Source organism: Micrococcus antarcticus (assembly GCF_044872765.1).
Lineage (GTDB): Bacteria > Actinomycetota > Actinomycetes > Actinomycetales > Micrococcaceae > Micrococcus.
In genome coordinates this window covers 1,708,921-1,729,695 of sequence record NZ_CP085253.1, presented here as the reverse complement: position 1 = coordinate 1,729,695, position 20,775 = coordinate 1,708,921, and the positions used below count along the sequence as shown (strand labels likewise).

At 73.4% G+C, this 20,775-nt stretch carries 20 protein-coding genes and 1 pseudogene; 15 read left to right on the top strand and 6 right to left on the bottom strand.

The window, feature by feature from the left end; all coding sequences use genetic code 11:
* Nucleotides 1-14: 14 nt before the first annotated feature.
* Together LG274_RS08095 and LG274_RS08090 are read right to left on the bottom strand one after the other, a co-directional pair.
* Nucleotides 15-737 carry a DUF6226 family protein gene (locus tag LG274_RS08095; protein WP_366372000.1) on the bottom strand — a complete coding sequence of 241 codons (723 nt, stop codon included), beginning with the start codon at nucleotides 735-737 and terminating at the stop codon, nucleotides 15-17.
* Nucleotides 738-779: 42 nt separating this feature from the next.
* On the bottom strand, nucleotides 780-2,282 hold the full coding sequence (locus tag LG274_RS08090; RefSeq protein ID WP_404463844.1) for a long-chain fatty acid--CoA ligase: 1,503 nt from the start codon (nucleotides 2,280-2,282) through the stop codon (nucleotides 780-782).
* Nucleotides 2,283-2,454: 172 nt separating this feature from the next.
* On the opposite strand from LG274_RS08090, the gene LG274_RS08085 reads away from it, so the two are divergent.
* From LG274_RS08085 to LG274_RS08045, 9 genes are all read left to right on the top strand, one after another.
* The gene (locus LG274_RS08085) at nucleotides 2,455-3,858 is read left to right on the top strand and encodes a M28 family peptidase (RefSeq protein WP_404463842.1); all 1,404 of its coding nucleotides are present in this window, start codon (nucleotides 2,455-2,457) and stop codon (nucleotides 3,856-3,858) included.
* A gap of 331 nt (nucleotides 3,859-4,189) precedes the next feature.
* Nucleotides 4,190-5,251 carry a zinc-binding dehydrogenase gene (locus LG274_RS08080; protein ID WP_404463840.1) on the top strand — a complete coding sequence of 354 codons (1,062 nt, stop codon included), beginning with the start codon at nucleotides 4,190-4,192 and terminating at the stop codon, nucleotides 5,249-5,251.
* Between the two features lie 162 nt (nucleotides 5,252-5,413).
* Nucleotides 5,414-6,271, top strand: coding sequence for a MerR family transcriptional regulator (locus LG274_RS08075; protein ID WP_248115849.1), 858 nt, complete (start codon nucleotides 5,414-5,416; stop codon nucleotides 6,269-6,271).
* Between the two features lie 68 nt (nucleotides 6,272-6,339).
* A complete protein-coding gene (locus LG274_RS08070; RefSeq protein WP_298714505.1) occupies nucleotides 6,340-6,720 on the top strand; it encodes a hypothetical protein in 381 nt (126 codons plus the stop codon).
* 130 nt (nucleotides 6,721-6,850) lie between these two features.
* Nucleotides 6,851-7,660, top strand: a complete 810-nt coding sequence (locus LG274_RS08065; protein WP_248115846.1) for an ABC transporter ATP-binding protein — start codon at nucleotides 6,851-6,853, stop codon at nucleotides 7,658-7,660.
* Nucleotides 7,657-8,406 carry an ABC transporter permease subunit gene (locus tag LG274_RS08060; protein ID WP_366371990.1) on the top strand — a complete coding sequence of 250 codons (750 nt, stop codon included), beginning with the start codon at nucleotides 7,657-7,659 and terminating at the stop codon, nucleotides 8,404-8,406. The genes LG274_RS08065 and LG274_RS08060 overlap by 4 nt, the downstream gene beginning before the upstream one ends.
* Nucleotides 8,403-9,104 carry an ABC transporter permease gene (locus LG274_RS08055; RefSeq protein WP_298714496.1) on the top strand — a complete coding sequence of 234 codons (702 nt, stop codon included), beginning with the start codon at nucleotides 8,403-8,405 and terminating at the stop codon, nucleotides 9,102-9,104. The genes LG274_RS08060 and LG274_RS08055 overlap by 4 nt, the downstream gene beginning before the upstream one ends.
* Before the next feature lie 31 nt (nucleotides 9,105-9,135).
* Entirely contained in the window at nucleotides 9,136-10,131 is a 996-nt protein-coding gene (locus LG274_RS08050; protein WP_248115842.1) for an ABC transporter substrate-binding protein, read from the top strand.
* Nucleotides 10,132-10,241: 110 nt separating this feature from the next.
* Nucleotides 10,242-11,786 (top strand): sodium:alanine symporter family protein, encoded by a 1,545-nt coding sequence (locus LG274_RS08045; protein WP_248115841.1) that lies wholly within the window; start codon nucleotides 10,242-10,244, stop codon nucleotides 11,784-11,786.
* Nucleotides 11,787-11,854: 68 nt separating this feature from the next.
* Here the strand turns inward: LG274_RS08045 and LG274_RS08040 are convergent, their stop codons facing one another.
* Entirely contained in the window at nucleotides 11,855-12,559 is a 705-nt protein-coding gene (locus tag LG274_RS08040; protein ID WP_404463835.1) for a Pr6Pr family membrane protein, read from the bottom strand.
* Between the two features lie 60 nt (nucleotides 12,560-12,619).
* On the opposite strand from LG274_RS08040, the gene LG274_RS08035 reads away from it, so the two are divergent.
* Nucleotides 12,620-13,453, top strand: a complete 834-nt coding sequence (locus LG274_RS08035; protein WP_404463833.1) for an alpha/beta fold hydrolase — start codon at nucleotides 12,620-12,622, stop codon at nucleotides 13,451-13,453.
* 68 nt (nucleotides 13,454-13,521) lie between these two features.
* On the top strand, nucleotides 13,522-15,150 hold the full coding sequence (locus tag LG274_RS08030) for an amidohydrolase (RefSeq protein WP_298714488.1): 1,629 nt from the start codon (nucleotides 13,522-13,524) through the stop codon (nucleotides 15,148-15,150).
* A gap of 77 nt (nucleotides 15,151-15,227) precedes the next feature.
* Here the strand turns inward: LG274_RS08030 and LG274_RS08025 are convergent.
* Nucleotides 15,228-15,599: pseudogene (locus LG274_RS08025) on the bottom strand (CGNR zinc finger domain-containing protein); the annotation flags it as partial.
* Nucleotides 15,600-16,016: 417 nt separating this feature from the next.
* Here LG274_RS08025 and LG274_RS08020 point away from each other — a divergent pair.
* Nucleotides 16,017-16,538: a GyrI-like domain-containing protein gene (locus LG274_RS08020; protein ID WP_404463831.1), complete on the top strand. Its 522-nt coding sequence runs from the start codon at nucleotides 16,017-16,019 to the stop codon at nucleotides 16,536-16,538.
* A 334-nt stretch (nucleotides 16,539-16,872) separates the two neighbouring features.
* On the top strand, nucleotides 16,873-17,793 hold the full coding sequence (locus LG274_RS08015; RefSeq protein ID WP_404463829.1) for an SDR family oxidoreductase: 921 nt from the start codon (nucleotides 16,873-16,875) through the stop codon (nucleotides 17,791-17,793).
* A gap of 108 nt (nucleotides 17,794-17,901) precedes the next feature.
* Here the strand turns inward: LG274_RS08015 and LG274_RS08010 are convergent, their stop codons facing one another.
* Entirely contained in the window at nucleotides 17,902-18,270 is a 369-nt protein-coding gene (locus LG274_RS08010) for a VOC family protein (protein WP_404463827.1), read from the bottom strand.
* Between the two features lie 98 nt (nucleotides 18,271-18,368).
* On the opposite strand from LG274_RS08010, the gene LG274_RS08005 reads away from it, so the two are divergent.
* A complete protein-coding gene (locus LG274_RS08005) occupies nucleotides 18,369-18,626 on the top strand; it encodes a hypothetical protein (RefSeq protein WP_404463825.1) in 258 nt (85 codons plus the stop codon).
* On the opposite strand, the gene trpB is transcribed toward LG274_RS08005, so the two are convergent.
* Entirely contained in the window at nucleotides 18,595-19,941 is a 1,347-nt protein-coding gene (gene trpB / locus LG274_RS08000) for a tryptophan synthase subunit beta (RefSeq protein WP_298714480.1), read from the bottom strand. The genes LG274_RS08005 and trpB overlap by 32 nt on opposite strands.
* A gap of 275 nt (nucleotides 19,942-20,216) precedes the next feature.
* On the opposite strand from trpB, the gene LG274_RS07995 reads away from it, so the two are divergent.
* The gene (locus LG274_RS07995) at nucleotides 20,217-20,774 is read left to right on the top strand and encodes a hypothetical protein (protein ID WP_298714477.1); all 558 of its coding nucleotides are present in this window, start codon (nucleotides 20,217-20,219) and stop codon (nucleotides 20,772-20,774) included.
* Nucleotide 20,775: the final 1 nt, after the last annotated feature.

Here is a 20,775-nt window from a genome sequence, read left to right as displayed (position 1 = left end):
GCGACTCCGCCCCCTCACGTCTCCGGGAACCACCCTGCCCGCACGGTCGCCTCGGTCCCGCGCGGCAGCCTCGGACGGCCGCCGGCGGCCAGGTCTCGGCAGGCGTCCGTGAGCGCTTCGAACGGCCATCCCGGGACCCGTCCCTGTCCCTCGGCCGTGCCGTCCGAGCGCCCGTGCACGTGCCAGTCCCGGCGCCGCTGCCCGTGACGGCCCCGCAGGCTCACCCCCGTCCCGACCGCGCGCGCGACCGCCTGGTCCACGGCCTCGAGCAGCTCGTCCGACCCGGGGTCGCAGGCGTCGCATCCGCAGTCCGGGAGCAGCGCGTGCACCTGCCCCGGGGCGCCGACCGCCACCCGGATCACCGGCAGGACGCCGCCGTCCTCGGCCTGGGGTACGTCCGTCTCCAGCAGCCACCAGGGGGAGGCGCCGTCTACGCCGGCCGGCGGCGCCACCCGCAGCGCCCGGTCCACGGGGACCGTCAGGTCGGCGCGCCCGGCCTCGTCGAGCGGGATGCCAGGCACCGGGTCCGGCGCGACGGCGGCGCCCGCCTCCGCGAGCACCTCGGACCACACGCGGGCCCGGGCGGCCGCGATCCGATATCGCTGCGGGTCGGTCACCCGGGAGTACTCCTCCTCCCAGGGCGGGGCGCTGTCCGGGTGCGGGGCAGGCCAGGCGGGCAGGTCGAGGGCGGCGTACCGCCGGGCCACCTCCGTGCGCAGGCGCTGCAGGGTCGTCATGGGAGGCTCACCGTGTGTCCGGCCTGGGCGGTCATCCCGGGCTCACTCCGCCGGCGTCAGTTCCCGTTTGAGGATCTTGCCGGTGGCAGTCTTGGGCAGTCCGTCCCGCACGTTCACGGTGCGCGGGTACTTGTAGGGGGCCACCTGGGACTTCACGTGCTCGATCAGCTCCGCCTCCGTGGCGTGCGCGCCGGGGGCGAGCACCACGTGCGCGGCGACCTCCTGGCCGAGCTCCGGGTGGGGCACCCCCACCACGGCGGCCTCCGCGACGGCCGGGTGCTCGTAGAGCACCTCCTCGATCTCGCGCGGGTACACGTTGAGCCCGCCGCGCAGGATCATGTCCTTCGTGCGGTCCACGATGTAGTAGTTGCCCGCGGCATCGCGCCGGGCGAGGTCGCCGGAGCGGAACCAGCCGTCCTCGGTGATGGCCTGGGCGGTGGCCTCCGGCTTGCCCCAGTAGCCCTTCATCACGTTCTCCCCGCGGATCCACACCTCGCCCAGGGTCTCCTCGTCGCCCTCGGGCACGACGGCCCCGTCCGGCGTCACCAGCTGCAGTTCGCACCCTCGGACGGCGCGTCCGATCGAGCCCGGCTGATGCTCCTCACCCGGATGGTTGAAGCACGCCACCGGGGAGGTCTCGGACAGGCCGTAGCCCTCGAGGATCTCGCAGTCGAAGGTGGCCTCGAAGCGGCGCAGCAGCTCCACGGGCAGGGCCGACCCGCCGGAGACGCCCAGGCGCAGGCTGGCCAGGTCCTCCGGACGGTCCTTGGCCGCGGCCAGCACGGCCCCGTACATGGTGGGCACGCCGATGAACACGTCCACCGCGCACTCCCGGACGGTCTGCGCGGCCACGGCGGGATCGAAGCGGGGGATCAACGCCAGGCTGGCGCCCATCGTCACGGGCGCCATGAGCGCGCACGTGAGGCCGAAGACGTGGAACAGCGGCAGGCAGCCGAGCACGGTCTCCCCGTGCTGGAGCTGGATCAGCGTCTCCGCCGCGGTGTCCGCGTTGGTGCCCATGTTCCGGTGGGTCAGCTGGGCCCCCTTGGGGCGGCCGGTGGTGCCGGAGGTGTAGAGGATGACGGCGTCGTCCTCGAGGTCCCGCGGCGTGGCCTCGGTCACCGGGCCGGGGCTCTCCGCCAGGTGCGGGGCCAGTCCGTCCTCGCCCAGGGTGCGCAGCGGCACGCCCGCGGCCTGCGCGGCCTCGGCGGCGTCGGGCGAGGGGATCGCCCACAGCATCGAGGCGCCCGAGTCCTCCAGGTAGTACTCGACCTCCCGCCGCTTGAACAGCGGGTTCATGGGCACGACGACGGCGCCCACCTGCAGCGTCGCGAACAGCACCACGGGGAACGCGAGGACGTTCGGGGCCATGAGGGCGACGCGGTCGCCGGGTCCGATGCCCTCCTGGCGCAGGAGCCCGGCCAGGAGCCGGACCTGGTCCTGCAGCTCCGCGTAGGTCAGGCGCTCCTCGCCGAGGACCAGCGCGGGGGAGTCGGGGTGCTCGGCGGCGGTGCGCTCGAGCCGGGCGGGCAGGGTGAGGGTCACGATGGGCCTCCGAGGGGAGTCGGATGTGATGGGAGCCACAGCGTAACGCCCGGCGTCGCTCGTTCGCTGTGAGCCGAGCGGGGTGTGTCGGTCGACCTCACGCCATCTTGTCGCCGGGCCAGACATGGGGTGTGATGGGTGCCACTTCCACCCCGCCTCCTGAGGAGCCCGCATGCCCATCTCCGCCTCCCGCCTCTCCCGTCGATCGTTCCTGGCCCTCAGCGGTGCCGGGGCGGTCGGCGCGGCCACCACCGCCTTTGCCATGCCGGCGTGGGCTGTCGACGCGACGCGGCCGGGGGCCGTCCGGCCGCCTCGCCTGACGGGTCAGGATCGTCAGATCATCAACCGAATCAGGCCCGCCCGAGCCGTGGACGATCTGACGTACCTCACCGAGGTGATCGGCCAGCGCTACACCGGCACGCCCGGTGAGGACCGCGCTGCGGACTACATCGCCGCGCAGCTGGATCAGGCCGGATACACCGTGGAGGTGGAACGCTTCGCGGTGCCGGACCGGCGGATCGGAACCCTGTCCGGGGCCGGCCTCGACGCGCGGTTCGGATGGGGCGTCGGGTCCGCCGCCGAGGCGGTCCAGGACGTCACGGTCAGCGGATCGCTGCGCCTCGCCCCGTCCTCGTCCCCGGCCGATCTCCCTGCGGACCTGACGGGCGTGGTGATCATGCGGGTGGTCACGCAGACCGAGGACGTGACCCCGCTGGCGGTCGCCGCCGCCGAGCGGGGAGCCGTCGCCGTCATCGCCACCCGCCGCGACGCCACGGCCCCGTCCCAGGCGCCCGCCTTCGTCCCCCGGCTGACCGTCCCGCGCGTGGACATCCCCGTCGTCGGTGTCAGCCAGGTCCAGAAGGAGCAGCTGCTGGGGCTGCTCCGTGCGGGTGAAGCCCGGCTGACCGTGACCACCATGGAGTACCGCGACACCCGCAGCTCCAACGTGATCGGCACTCGGCCCGGCCGCAAGGGGGCCGCCGGCAGGACGCGGGACCGCGTGATGGTCGGAGCCCACTACGACAGCGTCATCGGCTCACGCGGGGCCAACGACAACGGCTCCGGCACCGCGCTGTGCCTCGAGCTGGCGCGGGTCATGGCGACATCACCGACGGTGGCCGATCTCTCCTTCGGCTTCTGGGGCTCGGAGGAGGTCGGCCTCGTCGGCTCGCGGCATCATGCGCGGAACCTGGCCGACGCGGAGCGTGCCCGGCTGCGCGGGGTCTTCAACAACGACATGATCGCCACCAGCTGGGAGCCGGCCGAGAAGTACTGGCTCCTGGAGCTCAACGGGCGTTCCAACCCGGTGAACCAGGCTGTGCTGGCGGCCGGCGACCGACTGGGGTACCGGACGAAGATGGGCGAGATCTTCCCGATGGGCCGATCCGACCACGCCTCCTTCTCCGAGGTCGGCGTGGACAGCGGCAACTTCGGCTGGCTCCACCGGGACGGATTCTTCCTCGAGCCCGAATACCATTCCTCGGACGACACGGTGGCCCGCAACATCTCCCTCGAGCGTCTGACGGTTTCCATGGAGATCCAGGGCTGCGCGGCCTACGCGCTGGCCACCTCCTGACCGAGTCGCCTCACGTGGCGGCCTGGGTGGCCCCGCGGGGGCGGCCGCAGGCCCCGCCCCCGTGTGGGGTGGGGCCTGCGTCGCGGGACGGCTGGAGCACCTTCCTCAAGCACCGCGGGTCGGGTTTCAGGACGAAGTGCCTGTATTTACGCACCCAGGCTCGGCGGCATCGTCATGGAGCGGGGCCTCGAGGGGTCTGCCGAACCGCTGGCACGCGGCCATCCACCGGCCCCGCCTGCGTCGCCGATCCGTCGTCCCCACCGTCCAGGGAAGGAAGACTGGTCCCAGCACACCGCCGCCCGGACCGCCGGGCCAGACGAGAGGACAGACCATGACCGCCCAGACCTCCACCACCCCTGCCATCCCCGAGACGATGAAGGCCGTCGTCATGCGCGCCCCGGGCGACGTCGTCGTTGAGGAGGTGGACACCCCGCGCGTGCAGAAGCCCGGTGACGTGGTCCTGAAGCTGGCCGCCGCGTGCGTGTGCGGCTCGGACCTGTGGCCCTACCGCGGCCACAACGAGGTGGACCACCGGCGGATGGGCCACGAGTACGTGGGCACGATCGTGGAGAAGGGCGCGGAGGTCGCCACCCTCCAGCTCGGCGACTTCGTGATCGGATCGTTCATGCTCTCGGACAACACGTGCGAGATCTGCCAGGCCGGCTACCAGTCCCGCTGCGTCAACGCCGGCGAGTACACGGGCAGCCAGGCGCAGTACATGCGCGTGGAGCTGGCCGACGGCTCCCTCGTGAAGGTCCCCGGGGGCGAGCCCTCCGACCCGGACCGTCTGGCCGACTACCTGGCCGCCTCGGACGTGCTCGGCACCGGCTGGTACGCCGCCGTGGCTGCGCAGGCCGGCCCCGGCACGACCATCGCGGTGGTGGGCGACGGCGCCGTCGGCCTGAGCGCGGTGCTGGCCGCCAAGACTTTGGGCGCGGAGCAGGTCATCGTGTTCTCCCGCCACGAGGACCGCGCCGCGCTCGCCCGTGAGTTCGGCGGGGACGTCGTGATCGCCGAGCGCGGCGAGGAGGGCGCCGCGAAGGTCAAGGAGCTCACGAACGGCTACGGCGCACACGGCGTGTGCGAGGCCGTGGGCACGCAGGAGTCGATGGACCAGGCGCTCGCCTCCGTGCGGCCCGGCGGGTACGTCGGGTTCGTGGGCGTCTCCCACGACCAGACGATCGACGGCTCTGCCCTCTTCGGCCGCGAGATCCACCTCGAGGGTGGGCCGGCCCCCGTGCGCCGCTTCCTGCCGGAGCTGATCGAGCGTATCCAGTCCGGCGAGATCCAGCCCGGCAAGGTCTTCACGAAGCGCCTGCCGATCGACGAGGCCGCCGAGGCCTACCAGGCCATGGACGAGCGCCGCGAGATCAAGGTGCTGCTGGAGGTCTGAGGTGTCGGCGGGCCGACTCGTCTCGCCGCCCGTGCCCCGCGCCCGCAATCGTGCCGGGCGTCTCGAGCCGAGGCGTTCCACGCCAAGACCGCCCGGATCCGCCTTGACCCTCCCCTTGGAGGAGCGCCCACGCTGGGAGCACCCCCGAGAGAGGATCACCCCATGACCGCCCTGATGAGCATCGGCGAGTTCGCACTCGCCACAGGCCTGTCCGTGAAGGCCCTTCGGTTCTACGACGATCGCGCCCTGCTCGCGCCCGTCGACGTCGACCCGCACTCCGGCTACCGCCGCTACGCCCCGAGTCAGGTCCGGGCCGCCGTGCAGATCCGTGTCCTGCGCGCCGCCGGGCTCGCGGTGGAGGACGTCAAGGCGGTCCTCGAGGAGCCCGACCGGATGCCTGCCCTGCTGGAGGAGCACGCAGAGGCGCTGCGGCGCCGTCGCGACCTGGAGGACCGCGCCCTCACCCTGGCCCGCGCGCACGCCGAGGGTCCCGACGACGGCGCGCCGGTCGTGCGGGAGCGCACCGCCGAGGCCGTCGCGTGGGTCGGCGTCGTCATGGAGCTGCACCTGGACGCCCTCGACGCCGACGCGGCGAACGCCGGGGCCAACGACCAGTTCGGGGCGCTCGGCGAGGCCGCCGTCGCCGCGGGCCTCCAGCCGGCGGGCCCGATGTGGACGGCGATGCGTCCGGGCGCGCGGAGCGCGACCACGGTCGAGATGGTCCTCGCGCTGCCGGTGGCGGGTGAGGTACCGCCCTCGTTCGCGGCGGAGGGCTTCGAGACCGTCACCGGCGTGCTGCCGCGCCGCATGGAGCGCTACGCGGCGTTCACCGCGGGCGAGCAGGACGTGGACCTCCTCGAGGACGCCCCCGGCGGTGCGCTCCCGCACCCCTCGATGATCGCTCTGATGGAGGCGTTCGACGACGACGCGTTCGCCGACGCCGAGCTGCGCCAGATCATGGCCGACCCGATGGAGGGTCGCATCGAGCTGGCCGCGACGGTGCGGGAGCTCGAGGGGTGAACCCGCAGGTCTGATGCCCCGGGCGCCGACCTCGACCTGGAATTGTCATGGGCTATCCGCGTCAGCCCATGGCATTTCCGGATCGCACCACCCACGGCCCGCCCGCCCCGCAGATGCGCGAGCTCGGCGAGACCCGCGAGGACGCCATGCGCGCGCTCGCGGCCCGGGACGTCGCGCCCGGCGTCGTCGGGTACGCCGACGGCGAGCCCGTGGCCTGGTGCAGCATCAGTCCGCGCACGGAGATCCCGCGCCTCGGCGCCCCGGCCGTCGAGGCCCACCCCATCGCCAATCGCGCGGCCGACGCCGGCGCTGCACCGGACCGGATCGACCTCACCATGGCCTTCGCCGGCACGTGGTCCATGTTTGACAAGGCCGGCTTCGCGGTGGTGGGGGAGACGAAGGCCAAGGGCTCGGGTCGGCCCCGGCTGGTGATGCGCCGGGACTGCTGACGCGTCGAGCGCGGCCCCCTGACGTTCCACCTGCGCCCCCCGCCCCTGTACCCGCGCCGCGGGCGTGTCCTAGGGTGGAGTCCCGAGCGCGCCCGGCAGCACCGCCGCGTCACGATCCTGGAGGCCCCGCATGATCCGGTTCGAGCACGTGGGGATGACCTTCCCGGACGGCACCCGCGCCGTGGAGGACTTCAGCCTGGAGATCCCGCGCCACGCCACGGTCGTGCTCCTCGGCTCCTCCGGCTGCGGCAAGACCACCCTCCTGCAGATGGTCAACCGCATGGTGGACCCCACCGCCGGCCGCGTGCTCGTGGACGGCGAGGACGTCGCCTCCCTGAACCCCGTGACCCTGCGCCGCCGCATCGGCTACGTCATGCAGAACGCCGGCCTGCTGCCCCACCGCACCGTGCTGGACAACGTCCTCACCGTGCCGCGCCTGGCCGGCCGGGCCGGCGCCGCGGAGAAGGCCCGCGCCCACGAGCTGCTGGAGATGGTCGGCCTCACCCCGGCGCTCGCGCAGCGCTACCCGGCCCAGCTCTCCGGCGGCCAGCGCCAGCGCGTGGGCGTGGCCCGGGCGCTCGCGGCCGACCCGGACATCCTGCTCATGGACGAGCCCTTCAGCGCCGTGGACCCCGTGGTCCGTGCAGACCTGCAGGCGGAGCTGCTGCGCATCCAGCGCGAGCTCGCCAAGACCATCCTCTTCGTCACCCACGACGTCGACGAGGCCGTCCTCCTCGGCGACGAGGTGCTCGTGCTCCGCGAGGGCGCCCGCGTGGAGCAGCGCGGCACGGGGGAGCACGTCCTGCTCCGCCCGGCCACGGACTTCGTGGCCCGCTTCGTGGGCGGGGACCGGCGCCGCCTGCACGTGGAGGAGCGCGCGGGCACGCCCACCGTCGTCGACGCCGCCGGCCGCGTGGCCGGGACCCTGGTGGCCCCGTGAGCTGGATCTGGAGCAATCTCGACCTCATCGGCGAGCTGGCGCTGCGCCACGTGCTCATCGCGGCCCCGGCCATCCTCCTGAGCCTGCTGATCGCCGTCCCCGTGGCCCGCCTGGCCAACGCCTCCCGCATCGGCCGGCGCCTCCTGCTCGGCGGCTCCGGGGTGGTCTACGCGATCCCCTCGCTCGCCGTGTTCGTGATCCTCCCCGGCCTCATCGGGACCCGGATCCTCGATCCGCTCAACGTGGTGATCGCCCTGACGCTCTACGGCGCCGCCCTGCTGGTGCGCAGCGCCTCCGAGGCATTCGACGCCGTCGACGGCGACCTGCTCACCGCCGCCCGCGCCCAGGGCCACAGCCCGTGGCAGCTGTTCTGGCGCGTCGAGCTGCCGCAGGCCGGCGAGTCGATCCTGGCCGGTCTGCGCGTGGTCAGCGCCTCCACCCTCTCGCTCGTCTCCGTGGGGGCGCTGATCGGCGTGCAGTCCCTCGGCTCCCTGTTCACGGAGGGGTACGCGCGCGCCTTCCTCGCCGAGATCGGGGCGGGGATCGTGGGCACGGTGATCCTCGCCGTCGCCGTCGACGCGCTCCTGGTGGGCCTGGCCGCCCTGCTCATGCCGTGGACCCGGCGCGCCCGGCGGGCGCCCGCGGAGGACCGCGCCGGCTCCGGGCCCGCGGCCGCCCTGGCCCTCGGCGGGGACCCCGCCACCGCGCCGGCCGACGCCTCCGCGACGACGGGAGGCGCCCGATGATCGCGGACCTGTTCGCGTGGTTCGCCGACCCCGCCCACTGGAGCGGGGAGAACGGCGTGCCCGCCCGCGTGCTCGAGCACCTCGGCTACTCCGCCCTGGCGCTGCTCCTCGCCGCCGCGATCGCGCTGCCGGTGGGCGTGTGGATCGGGCACACGGGCAAGGGGCGGCGCGCCGTCGTCGCCCTCTCCAGCGCCCTCCGCGCCCTCCCCACGCTCGGCCTGCTCACATTCCTGGCGATCGTGCTGCAGATCGGCCTGCGCCAGGCGCTCATCCCCACCGTGATCGTGCTCGTGGTGCTCGCCGTGCCCCCGCTGCTGGCCGGCACGTACGCCGGACTCCAGGCCGTGCCCCGCGAGGTGGTCCACGCCGCGCGCGCCCACGGCCACTCCACCGCCCAGCTGATCGGCGCCGTCGAGCTGCCGCTGGCCCTGCCCATGATCGTCGGCGGGCTGCGCTCCGCCGTCCTGCAGGTGCTGGCCACCACGTCCGTGGCCGCGTACCTCGGACTCGGCGGGCTGGGCCGCTACCTGTTCGACGCGCTCGCGGTGCAGGACTACCCCACCATGCTCGCCGGCGCCGTGCTGATCGCCCTCCTGGCCCTCGTCTCCGACGCGGTGCTGCTGACCGCCCAACGCCTCGTGACCCCTCGGGGACTGCGCCCGCACCGCGGCGCAGGCCCCGGAAGCGCACCTGCCTGAGCCGCATTCCCCGATTCGAAAGGACCCCACCATGGCCGCCGCCTTCTCCCAGGCCTCCGTCCCGAACCCCCGCCGCCGCGCCGTCCTCGGCCTGCTGGCCGCCACCCCGCTGCTCGCCGCGTGCGGCGGCGGCTCCGACCCCCTCGCCTCCTCCACCCCGACGACGGCCGCCGCGTCCGGTGCGTCGTCGTCGTCGGCGGGCGGCTCGGGCTCCGTGACCGTGGGCTCGGCGAACTTCGCGGAGTCCGAGATCATCGGCGAGCTCTACGCCCAGGTCCTCGAGGCCAAGGGCATCACCGTGGAGCGCAAGATGCAGATCGGCGCGCGCGAGGTGTACCTCAGCGCCCTCGAGGACGGGTCCATCGACCTCATCGGCGAGTACACCGGCAACCTGCTGGGGTTCTACGACAAGGAGGCCACCGCCACGAGCCCGCAGGAGGTGGCCGACGCCCTCCGCGCGGCCCTGCCGCAGGGCCTCGTGATGCTCGAGCCCGCCGAGGCCCAGGACAAGGACTCCTACAACGTGACGGCCGAGTTCTCGCAGGAGCACGGCCTGACCTCGCTCGACCAGCTCAAGGACTACGACGGCACCCTGCGCATCGGCGGCCTGCCCGAGCTCGCCCAGCGCGACTACGGCGCCGGCCTGAGCGCGCTGACCGAGGTCTACGGCGTCCCGGAGGACGCGATGGAGTTCACCGCCATCAGCGACGGCGGCGGCCCCCTCACGGTGCGCGCCCTCGCCGACGGCGACGTGGACCTGGCCAACATCTTCTCCACCACCCCGGCCATCAAGGACAACGGCTTCGTGACCCTCGAGGACCCCTCGGGCATGATCACCCCGCAGAACGTGGTGCCGATCATGGCGCAGGACAAGGCCACGGACCCGGTGAAGGAGGCCGTCAACGCCGTGCAGGCGGAGCTGACCACCGAGGACCTGATGGCCATGAACGCGCAGAACTCGGGCGCGGAGAAGAAGCAGCCCTCCGAGGTGGCCGCGGCCTGGCTGAAGGAGAAGGGGCTGGTCTGAGGCGCAGGCCCTCCGGGGGCCGCGGCCGCCCTCTCCTGACGGCTCGGGCCAGGTCACCGGCTCGGGTGTGGGTATAGTCACACGGACTCGTCGTCGACCTGGGGGATCCCATGGAGAACTTCATCACGTCCGCCAACGAGCTCATGTGGAGCCTCACCATGGTCGTCGGGCTCCTCGCCCTGGGCCTGTACTTCACGATCCGCATGGCGGTGCCGCAGGTGCGGCTGGTCAAGGACATGGTGGGCCAGCTGGTCCACGGCGGATCCTCGTCGGCGGGTGTGAGCTCCTTCCAGGCGTTCGCCATGGCGCTCGGCGGACGCATCGGCGTGGGCAACATCGCCGGCGTCGCGGCGGCCATCCACCTCGGCGGCCCGGGCGCCCTCTTCTGGATGTGGGTGACGGCGATCGTCGGCGCCCCGGTGGCGCTCGCGGAGAGCTCCCTGGCGCAGCTCTACAAGCACAAGATCCGCGGCGAGTACCGCGGCGGCCCGGCCTACTACATCCTCGAGGGGCTGGGCCGGCAGTGGCGCTGGCTGGCCTTCGCGTATGCGGCGGCCACCGTGTTCGCCACCGTCGTCACCGGCCCGCAGATCCAGGCCAACGCCGTCACGGCCGCCACCACGGCGGCGTGGGGCTGGGACCCGCTGTGGGTCGGCGTGGCCATGGCGGCCCTCTTCTGCGCCATCGTGTTCGGCGGCATGCACCGGCTGGGCCGCACGGTCGGCCTCGTCGTCCCCTTCATGGCGGCGGCGTACATCCTCGTGGGCCTGTTCGTGGTGGCCATGATGTGGCAGCAGATCCCCGCGATGTTCGCCATGATCGTCGAGAGCGCCTTCGGCGCCCACTCGATCTACGGCGGCATCCTCGGTGCGGCCGTCTCGTGGGGCGTGCGCCGCGCCGTGTACTCCACGGAGATCGGCACCGGCTCCGGCGCCCAGGCCTCCGCGGCCGCGCACGTGTCCCACCCGGTGAAGCAGGGCCTGGCCCAGGCGTTCTCCGCCTACGTGGACACCCTGTTCGTCTGCACCGTCACCGGCCTGGTCATCCTGGCCACCAACAGCTTCGACGTCCTGGGCCCGGACGGGGAGTCGACATTGACGCAGAACCTGCCCGGCGTCGACGCGGGACCGGCGTGGGTGCAGGCCGGCGTGGACACGGTCCTCCCGGCGTTCGGGCCGGCCTTCGTGGCGGTCGCCGTCTTCCTCTTCTCCTTCACCACGCTGCTCTCCTTCTCGTTCTACGCGGAGACCAACCTCGCCTACCTGATCCCGGACAAGGGCGTGCAGAAGGCGTGCATCGCCGTCGCGCGCGTGCTGCTGGCCGCCTCGATGGTGTTTGGCTCCGTGCAGACCTCCGCGTTCGTGTGGTCCCTCGCGGACTTCGGCGTCGGTCTGTACACGTGGGTGAACATCCTCGCGCTCGTGCTGCTCAGCCCCATGGCGATCCGCCTCATGAAGGACTACGACCGCCAGCGCCGCGCCGGCCAGGACCCGATCCTGGACCCGGACACGATCGGCGCCCGCAACGCCCACCTGTGGCGCCAGGTGCACGCCGAGTACCAGCGCACCGGCGACGTGCAGGCGGCCATGGACCACGTGGCGGACACCGCCCCGGACACCCGCTCCATCGCGATCGTCCCGCCGAGGGGGCGCTGACCGGCCGACGTCGGCGGCCGACGCCGTCGGCGCCGCTCAGCCTCGGGACCGCTCAGGGTCCCCGTCGCTCACCGACGGCGGTCCGCCCCCACCCCGACGCCGGCGCGCGCCAGGGCCGCGTCGGCGCCGCGCAGCAGCGCGGCCACGGCCACGAAGAACCCGAGGATCGCCACCACGTAGACCAGCACCCCGCCATAGCCGAGCCGGGGGACGTCGAGGATCGTGTAGGGATACCAGTCCAGCCACGGGCCGCGGACCAGGGTGAACGCCAGCCACGCGAGCGGAACGACCGTGGAGAGCCCCACCACGCGCCACGTCACCTGCCGCCGCGGGCCGACGACGGCCCACAGGAGCGGCGTCAGGATCGGGGTGACGATGTGCTGCACCGTGTCGTTGAACCCCTCGAGCGGGGTGGCCGAGGGGCCGTCGCGCAGCAGCAGGTTGAACACCACGCCCGTGATCACGATGCACGCCACGCCCGTCAGCCGCAGCACCCGGAAGAGGGTGGAGGGCCGGTGCAGGCGCAGCGCCAGCAGCAGAGACGTGATCCCGACGAGGAAGTTGGAGAGGAACGTGAAGTACGTCGGCTGGTTCAGCAGGTTCTCCCACCCGTGCGCGAACACGTGCGAGTAGCCCGCCCCCGCGTCCAGGTCCGAGTCCTTGTGCCAGCCGATCCAGAACGAGAGCAGGTTCCCGCCGAGAGACAGCACGGCGGCGACGGCGAAGGCGAGCCGGGCCGTCGCCGTGACGGCAGTGGGGGTGGGGTCGATCATGCGCCCATCCTGGGGCCGCGGACGCACCGGACGCCAGCGACGGCCTCGTACGCTCACCCCATGACCGATCGCACCGCGCCCACCCGCACTCCCGAGCATCCGCACGTCGTCCGCCGCGGCACGGGCACCCCGTTGGTGCTCGTCCACGGCAACGGCGTGGACCACCGCCTCCTGCTGCCCCTCGACGACGCCCTGGCCGAGGCCGGCGCGTTCGAGCGGATCTACGTCGACCTGCCCGGCTTCGGCCGCACCGCCGCCCTCGACGGCGACGGCGGCCTCCCGGAGCTGGCCGACTGGCTCCTCGCCTGGCTGCGCGAGGAGGTCGGGGAGCGCCCGTTCGCCCTCCTGGGCAACTCCCTCGGCGGGCTCCTCGCCCGCCACGCGGCGGCCGTGTTCGCGGCGCAGGTGGTGGGGCTGGCGCTGCTGGCGCCCGTCGTCGATCCGGACGAGGACGAGCGTGACCGCGAGGAGCACGTGGTGCGCGAGCGCGACGCCGCGTTCCTGGACGGCCTCGATCCCGAGGACGCGGCGCCGTTCCTCGAGATGTCCCCGCGCCTGACCCCGGACACGTGGGAGCGGTTCCGTGTGAACGCGCTGCCCGGCATCCGCCTCGTGGACGAGGACGCCGTGGAGCGCCTCTCCGCACGATACGTCCTCCCCGAGGTGCCGGAGGAGAGCGCCGAGACCTTCGAGGCGCCCGCGCTGATCCTCACGGGCCGGGAGGACCACCTGGTGGGATTCCGCGACCAGTTCGGGCTGCTGGCCCACTATCCGCGCGCCACGTACACGGCCCTCGACGCGGCCGGGCACAACCTGCACCTGGACCAGCCGGAGGCCGTGCACGCCCTCGTCCGGGCATGGGCGGCGCTGGTGGCCCGGAACGTCGCGTCCTGATCCGCCCGCCGCCCGCCGCCCGATCCGCCCACCGCCCGATCCGCCGACCGCCCAGGAGACCCGGACCCATGCAGCTCGACCTCATCGTGGACAACGCCCGCATCCGCACCGGCGACCCCGCCCGACCGCACGCCCGGCGCCTGGGCGTGTGGCGCGGGCTCGTCGTCGGGGTGGACGAGGAGCTCGACGGGCTCACCGCCCGGGAGCGGCTCGACGCGCGGGGGCGGACGGTCGTGGCCGGCTTCAACGACGCCCACGCGCACAGCGTGTGGTTCGGGCAGAGCATGCTCGACGTGGACCTCGAGCATGCGACGAGCACCGAGGAGGTCTACCGGCTCGTGCGGGCCCGCGCCGACGAGCTGATCCCCGGCGCGTGGGTCACGTGCACGGGCTACGACCCGGGCCACCTCACCGGGCCCGAGCCGGACCGCGACGGCCTCGATGCGGCCGCGAACGGGCGCCCCGTGCTGATCCGCCACAACACCGGGCACGCGTTCACGGTGTCCGGTGCGGTGCTGTACATGGCCGGGATCTCCGAGCAGGTCATGCAGCAGCCCGAGGGCGGGCACATCCACGTGGACGAGCATGACCGCCCCACCGGTCTCCTCGAGGAGACCGCGATGTCGCTCGTGCAGCGGCTGCTGCACCCGGAGTCGCACGAGCACATCGGCGAGTGCCTTCAGCGGGCGTCCGCGGAGTACGCGGCCGAGGGGATCACCTCCGTGACGGACGCCGGGATCGCGGGTGGCTGGATCGGCCACAGCACCCTCGAGTTCGGCGCCTACCAGCGGGCGCGTGCGCAGGGCCTGCTCAAGACGCGCTTCCAGACGATGGTCACCCTGGACGCCCTGCACCCCGTGGAGGGCCACACCGACGACGGCGCCCAGGTGACGCTCGACGCCGGCGTGCGCACCGGCGTCGGCGACGAGTGGCTGCAGATCGGCCCCACGAAGGTGTTCACCGACGGCGCCATGCTGGGCGCGACCGCCGCGATGACGCAGGACTACTGCCACGGACCCCACGGCAGCGGCTACCTCCAGGGCGACCCGGGCGAGATGCGGCGGGCCTCCCTGGCCGCGGCGGGGGCGGGCTGGAGCCTGGCCATGCACGCGATCGGGGACGCGGCACTCGACTTCTCCCTCGACGTGATCGAGGAGGCCCGGGAGCGCTTCGGCCGGCCGGCCATGCCCCACCGCGTGGAGCACGGCGGAGTGGTGCGCGACGACCAGATCGAGCGGATGGCGGCGCTGGGCGTGGTGATGGCCACGCAGCCGAACTTCATCAGCGCGTTCGGCGACTCGGTGGAGGAGCGGATCGGCGCCGCGCGGGTGCCGCTGTCCTACCCGGCCGGGCGGCTGCTGCGCGCGGGCCTGGTGCTGCCGGGCAGCTCGGACCGTCCCGTGGCCGGGGGCCGGCCGTTGAACGTGGTCCAGGACTTCGTGCTGCGGCGCACCGAGACCGGGCGCGTGTACGGCCGGGAGGACAGGATCACGGTGGAGCAGGCCCTGCACGCCTACACGGTGGGCTCGGCCGAGGCCACCGGCTGGGGCGGCCGCAAGGGCCGGCTCGTGGCCGGTCAGCTCGCGGACTTCGCGGTGCTCTCCGAGGATCCGCGGGAGGTGCCGAGCGAGGAGATCGCGGACCTCGAGGTGGTGGCCACGGCCGTGGGCGGGGAGTTCGTGCATGGCGGGCTGTAGAGGGCCTCGATCGCCAGCCGGTCCCGGCGGCGGCGCACCGCCTGGTGATTGCCGCAGCTGGGCGTGCAGTGCCGCCGGCTGCCGTTGCGCGTGAGGTCCACGAACAGCTCGTGGCAGCGCGGTGACGCGCACTCGCCGAGCCGGTCCGCGCCCGCCTCGAGGACGAACAGGGCCAGCCCGCCCGCCGTGCACGCCTGCACGGCAGCCAGGGGCGCATCGCCCTCGACCGTGAATCGCCACCGCGGGTCGGGGCCGGATGCGAGGCGTAGTCGCACCCCCGCGCGCTCGAGCAGGGCGTCGACGGCGGCGCCGCGGTCCGGCGCGGCGGTTGCGCTCGTGGTGCCGAAGACCGGGCGCAGGGCCCGGGCCCAGCCGGCGAGCTGCACGGTCTGCGGGAACGTCAGGGCGTCGTCGGGGTCGAGGGCGCCCGGGAGGAGACCGTGCCGCATCAACGCCTCGGCGTACGCGGCGCCGCCGCTGCCGTGGCGCTCGATCGTCGCGAGTTCGGCCGCGAGGAAGGCACCGGTGCGCGCGACGGGCGAGAGACGCATGCGATCCATGGAACCCTGCGCGAGGCGCGGAGGCGACGTTGTCCACAGGATCGTGCGGAGCCGTGAGCCGTGAGCCGTGAGCCGTGAGTCGTGAGTCGTGAGCCGTGAGCCGGGGGCGGGGTGGCCGGTGACGCCAAGCTGTGGGCGGCGCGGGGAGGTGTCGGTCCGGAAATGCCATGGGCTAAGCCGGTTGACCCATGGCATTTCTAGATCGCGTACCCTCCCTCCCTCCCTCGGCTCGGCTCGGCTCGGCTCGGCCCGGCCCGGCATGGCTCGACACGTGCCGGATCGTCCGTCCCGGGGCAGACTGAGCCCATGAGCACCCTCTCCGACGTCCAGGTCATCGACTTCCCCGGCTTCCCCACCGCCGTGGTGCGCGGCGTGGACCAGCCCACCGCCGACATGCACACGTTCATGGACTCCGCCTTCACCGCCCTCGGCGGGGCCATCGCGCGGGGCGAGGTCACGCCCGTGGGGCCGGCCTTCTCCAGGTACGACGCCGACGTCCGCCATGGGCTCGGGGACACCGTGGACCTCGAGGTCGGCTTCCCCCTGGCCGCGCCGCTGGCCGGTCCCGTGGAGATGGATGGGGTGCGCGTGGAGCCGTCGTCGCTACCGGCCTGCCGCCTGGCCACCGCCAAGCACACCGGCCCGTACGAGGGCCTGCCGCAGGCGTGGCCCGCGTTCATCACGCAGGTGCAGGAGCTCGGCGGCGAGCCCGGTGACGTCTTCTGGGAGGCCTATGACACGGAGCCGGGCCCTGGCGTCGACCCCGCCACTCTCGTGACCGGGCTGGCGGTGCCGGTCCACGGCACGCCGGCGCTGCGGGACCGCTGACGGCGGGGAGCGCCGTGCGGCGGACCCGGGGGAGGGGCTACTTCACGCTCGCGATGGTGGCCGGCCTCCTCCACGCCGCCCCCAGCCTGTACTGGGCCCTCGGCGGCACGTGGCTGCTGGAGACCGCGGGGCAGTTCGCCGTGGACCTGCGGGCCGAGGGGGCGGCGAGCACCACCGTCCTGCTCCTGGCGATCACGGCCCTGACGGCGGCGGGCGTCGCGGCCTCGCAGGGTGCTCCCAGGATCGCAGGCGTGGCCCAGCCCCCGCGCCCGTCCGTAGGGTCGGGAGGACGAGGCGTGCGGACTGCGCGTCCCCCGAGACGAAGGAGCAGATCGTGGCGAACGACGACGCGAACACCATCACCACCGACCAGCTGACCCTGCAGGATCCGGTCAAGCGCTACCCGGCCATCACCCCGCCCGAGCAGTCCCTGCCCGGCACCGGCCTGGACGCCGAGATGACGCCCAAGGCCGACCTCGGCGAGGAGTCCTACCGCGGCACCGGCCGCCTGACGGGCCGCAAGGCGCTCATCACGGGCGGCGACTCCGGGATCGGCGCGGCCACCGCGATCGCCTTCGCGCGTGAGGGCGCCGACGTCGTCATCTCCTACCTCCCCGAGGAGGAGAAGGACGCGCAGCACGTCAAGGAGGTCATCGAGGCCGACGGGCGCAAGGCCGTGACGATCCCGGGCGATCTGCGCGACAAGCAGTTCGCGAAGGACCTCGTGGCGAAGGCCGTGGAGGAGCTCGACGGCCTCGACATCCTGGTCAACAACGGCGGCAAGCAGGTGGCCCAGGAGTCGATCGAGGACATCACCGACGAGCAGCTCGAGGCCACCTTCGACGTCAACATCCTGGCGCAGTTCCGCCTGGTCAAGGCCGCCCTGCCGCACCTGAAGCCGGGCGCCACGATCATCAACACGACCTCCGTGGTCTCCTACATGCCGCCGGAGAAGCTCGTGGACTACGCGGCCACGAAGGCCGCGATCAACACCTTCACCAAGGGCCTCGCCCAGCAGCTCGCCCCGAAGGGCATCCGCGTGAACGCCGTGGCGCCCGGCCCCATCTGGACGCCGCTGCAGCCCTCGGGCGGCCAGCAGCCCGAGGACCTGCCGGAGTTCGGCCAGTCCACGCCGCTGGGCCGCGCCGGCCAGCCGACCGAGCTCGCCCCGGCCTACGTGTTCCTGGCCTCGCCCGAGTCCTCCTACGTGGTGGGCGCGACCATCGCGGTCACCGGCGGCATGCCCACGCCGTGATCGGCTGAACCACCCCCACGGAACGAGTCGTCACGTTTTGTTGGTATCCCGCGCGGATACCAACAGAACGTGACGACTCGTTCACGTTCGGGCCGTCGGTGCGGACGGTCAGTCGCCGATGTCGAGGATGCAGAACTCGTTGCCCTCCGGGTCGGCCATGACGGCCCATCCGAGGTCGGCGCGACGGTCGTCGACCATAGCGGCGCCCATGCCCCGGGCGCGCTCGACCTCGGCGTCGCGGGTGGAGCCGCCCTCGACGGCGAGGTCCATGTGGGCGCGGTTCTTGACCGTCTTGGCGTCCGGGACGCGGTAGAAGAGGACCGTGTACCCGTGCGGCGTGACGAGGTAGCACTCGTCCGATCCCGGTTCGTAGGCATCGGGCTCGGTGATCTCCCAGCCCATCAGCTCGCGCCAGAACTCGGCGATCGTATAGGGGTCCAGGGCGTCCCAGGTGGTGTGCGAGAGGCGGAGGCTCATGGGGCCATCGGACCACAGGACACCCGTGCGGCGACAGGCCCCGCGGCGTGCCGGATGACCCCGGGTGACCTGGCCTGCGGGAGCTGCCCCAGCGTCTGGTGCATGGGATCCGACGTCTCCTTCCCTTCGTCCTCCCGCGCGGCGGCGTCTTCGACCGCGTCGTCCTGGTGCACGGCTTCGACTCGGACGTCCACGCGCACTGGTTCGACTGGCTTGCGGGCCAGGTGCCGGGGCTCGAGAGGATCTCCCTGCCGGACGCCGGCGCCCCCACGGCGCTCGCCGCCGTCTCCGAGCTTCCGGGGCGCGGCGGGCACGACGGTCGGCTCAGCGCACCGTCTCGTCCGCCTCGCCCGTGATGCCCAGCTTCTCCGCGACGTAGTCGACGTCCTTGTCCCCGCGGCCGGAGAGGTTCACCAGGATGCGCTGGTCGGTGCCCATCTCCGCGGCCATGCGGATCGCCCGCGCCACCGCGTGGGAGGACTCGAGCGCCGGGATGATGCCCTCGAGCTTCGCGAGCCGCTGGAACGCGTCCAGCACCGCGGCGTCGTCCTCCGCCACGTACTCCACGCGGCCGAGCTGCGCGAAGCGGGCGTGCTGCGGGCCCACGCCCGGGTAGTCCAGCCCCGAGGCGATCGAGTGCACGGGGTCCGGCACGCCGGCCTCGTCCTGGAGCACCTTCGTGGCCATGCCGTGGATGACGCCGTCCACGCCCCTGCCCATCGTCATCGCGTGCTCGCCCTTGGCCCCGGAGCGGCCTCCGGGCTCCACGCCCACCAGCCGCACGTCGGCGTCGTCGAGGAACGCGGTGAACGCGCCCATCGCGTTGGACCCGCCGCCCACGCACGCGACGACGGCGTCCGGCAGCGCGCCGAAGCGCGCCTGGAACTGCGCGCGGGCCTCACGCCCGACGACGGCCTGGAAGTCACGGATCATCGTGGGGAAGGGGTGCGGGCCCACCACGGAGCCGATCGCGAAGAGGTACCTGTCCGGGTTCTGCGCGTAGACGTCGAACGCGGAGTCCACGGCCTCCTTGAGGGAGCGGCCCTCCTTCTCCACGGAGACGACCTTGGCGCCGAGCAGGCGCATGCGCACCACGTTCGGGTGCTGCTTGGCCACGTCGATCGCGCCCATGTGGATCTCGCAGTCCAGGCCGACGAGCGCGGCCGCCGTCGCCAGGGCCACGCCGTGCTGGCCCGCGCCGGTCTCTGCGATGACGCTGTGCTTGCCCATGCGCTTGGCCAGCAGGACCTCGCCGAGGGTGTGGTTGATCTTGTGCGCGCCGGTGTGGTTCAGATCCTCGCGCTTGAGGACGATCCGCGCTCCGCCGAGCTCGTCGGAGAGGCGCTCGAGCGGGGTCAGCGGGGAGGGGCGCCCGACGACGTCGCGCAGCAGGCGGGCGTACTCGGCGTAGAACGCGGGGTCATGGCGTGCCTCCGCGTAGGCCTCGGCGACCTCGCGCATGGGGCCGGCCAGCGGGGGCGGCAGGATCGCGCCGCCGTAGGTGCCGAACATGCCGTCCTCGGAGGGCGCGAGGTCCGGGGTGTGCACGAGGTCCGTGGCCTCGGCGAGGGTGCGGGGCTCGGCGGCGTCCGGCACACCGGCGGTGGTGTCGGCGCCGGCGATGTCCGCGGCGGTTCTCAGGGCGTTGTCCTCGGGATTGCGGTGCGTCATGGGGTCCTCCTGGTGGGTGGTGCCCGCCGGAGCCGCTCATGCGAAGAGCCGCCCGGCAGGCGGGCGGCTCGTGTGTCAGGTGCGCGTGACAGGGGCCGCCCTCAGGCGGTCCACCACTGCGCGCGCGTCTGCATGACAGTGAGGGTACGCCCCCGGGAAGGCGCAGGGTCATGCCCCCCCGTCCATGACGCCGACACATGACCACCATGCGAAACGACGTCTCACATCGTGGATGGGGATCGCCCGCTCGGTGAACGGCGATTCACTCTGTCTCCATGACGACCACCGCACCGGAGACGACCCAGACCGCCGACGCCCTCGCCGTGCTCGCCGCCGTGCCGGGCATGCGGTACGCCGAGTTCCTCACCGCCGCTCCCGCCGTGCCGGGCATCGTCGCCGTCGTGGCGGACGACGAGGCCCGCGCTGCCCTGGGCGTCGCCACCGACGTCCTCGCCGTGGACGCCGCCGACGAGAGCCTGCAGTGCCGACGGGCGCGCGTCGCCTTCCAGTCCGGCCGCACCGCCGCCTCACCCGTCCGCCAGGCGCTCGCGGCCCTGCTCGCGGGCACCCTCGACCTGGACGTGGAGCCCACCAGCCCGGGCGCCACCGGGGAGGGCTTCGCGCTCACCCCCGAGTCCGAGGACGAGCTCACCGCGTGGATGCGCGCCCACCTGAGCCTGCGCGCCTGGGTGACGCAGGATGCCGCATCGCTGGGGGAGGTGGCGCGGGAGGTGGCCGCCGCGCTCAAGCCTGCACTGGACCCGGCCGACGCCCGCGTGGGCGAGCGCCTCGCGGCGATGACCGCCGCCGCCCGCCGCTCCGCGACGATCTGAG

What these genes read in the sequence shown, in the direction of transcription:
- trpB (WP_298714480.1), bottom strand. Translation starts at nt 19,941, where the DNA reads ATGACGCACCGCAATCCCGAGGACAACGCCCTGAGAACCGCCGCGGAC.
- LG274_RS08040 (WP_404463835.1), bottom strand. Translation starts at nt 12,559, where the DNA reads ATGATCGACCCCACCCCCACTGCCGTCACGGCGACGGCCCGGCTCGCC.
- LG274_RS08055 (WP_298714496.1), top strand. Translation starts at nt 8,403, where the DNA reads ATGATCGCGGACCTGTTCGCGTGGTTCGCCGACCCCGCCCACTGGAGC.
- LG274_RS07995 (WP_298714477.1), top strand. Translation starts at nt 20,217, where the DNA reads ATGACGACCACCGCACCGGAGACGACCCAGACCGCCGACGCCCTCGCC.
- LG274_RS08080 (WP_404463840.1), top strand. Translation starts at nt 4,190, where the DNA reads ATGACCGCCCAGACCTCCACCACCCCTGCCATCCCCGAGACGATGAAG.
- LG274_RS08035 (WP_404463833.1), top strand. Translation starts at nt 12,620, where the DNA reads ATGACCGATCGCACCGCGCCCACCCGCACTCCCGAGCATCCGCACGTC.
- LG274_RS08030 (WP_298714488.1), top strand. Translation starts at nt 13,522, where the DNA reads ATGCAGCTCGACCTCATCGTGGACAACGCCCGCATCCGCACCGGCGAC.
- LG274_RS08020 (WP_404463831.1), top strand. Translation starts at nt 16,017, where the DNA reads ATGAGCACCCTCTCCGACGTCCAGGTCATCGACTTCCCCGGCTTCCCC.
- LG274_RS08050 (WP_248115842.1), top strand. Translation starts at nt 9,136, where the DNA reads ATGGCCGCCGCCTTCTCCCAGGCCTCCGTCCCGAACCCCCGCCGCCGC.
- LG274_RS08085 (WP_404463842.1), top strand. Translation starts at nt 2,455, where the DNA reads ATGCCCATCTCCGCCTCCCGCCTCTCCCGTCGATCGTTCCTGGCCCTC.
- LG274_RS08070 (WP_298714505.1), top strand. Translation starts at nt 6,340, where the DNA reads ATGGCATTTCCGGATCGCACCACCCACGGCCCGCCCGCCCCGCAGATG.
- LG274_RS08095 (WP_366372000.1), bottom strand. Translation starts at nt 737, where the DNA reads ATGACGACCCTGCAGCGCCTGCGCACGGAGGTGGCCCGGCGGTACGCC.
- LG274_RS08045 (WP_248115841.1), top strand. Translation starts at nt 10,242, where the DNA reads ATGGAGAACTTCATCACGTCCGCCAACGAGCTCATGTGGAGCCTCACC.
- LG274_RS08065 (WP_248115846.1), top strand. Translation starts at nt 6,851, where the DNA reads ATGATCCGGTTCGAGCACGTGGGGATGACCTTCCCGGACGGCACCCGC.
- LG274_RS08010 (WP_404463827.1), bottom strand. Translation starts at nt 18,270, where the DNA reads ATGAGCCTCCGCCTCTCGCACACCACCTGGGACGCCCTGGACCCCTAT.
- LG274_RS08075 (WP_248115849.1), top strand. Translation starts at nt 5,414, where the DNA reads ATGACCGCCCTGATGAGCATCGGCGAGTTCGCACTCGCCACAGGCCTG.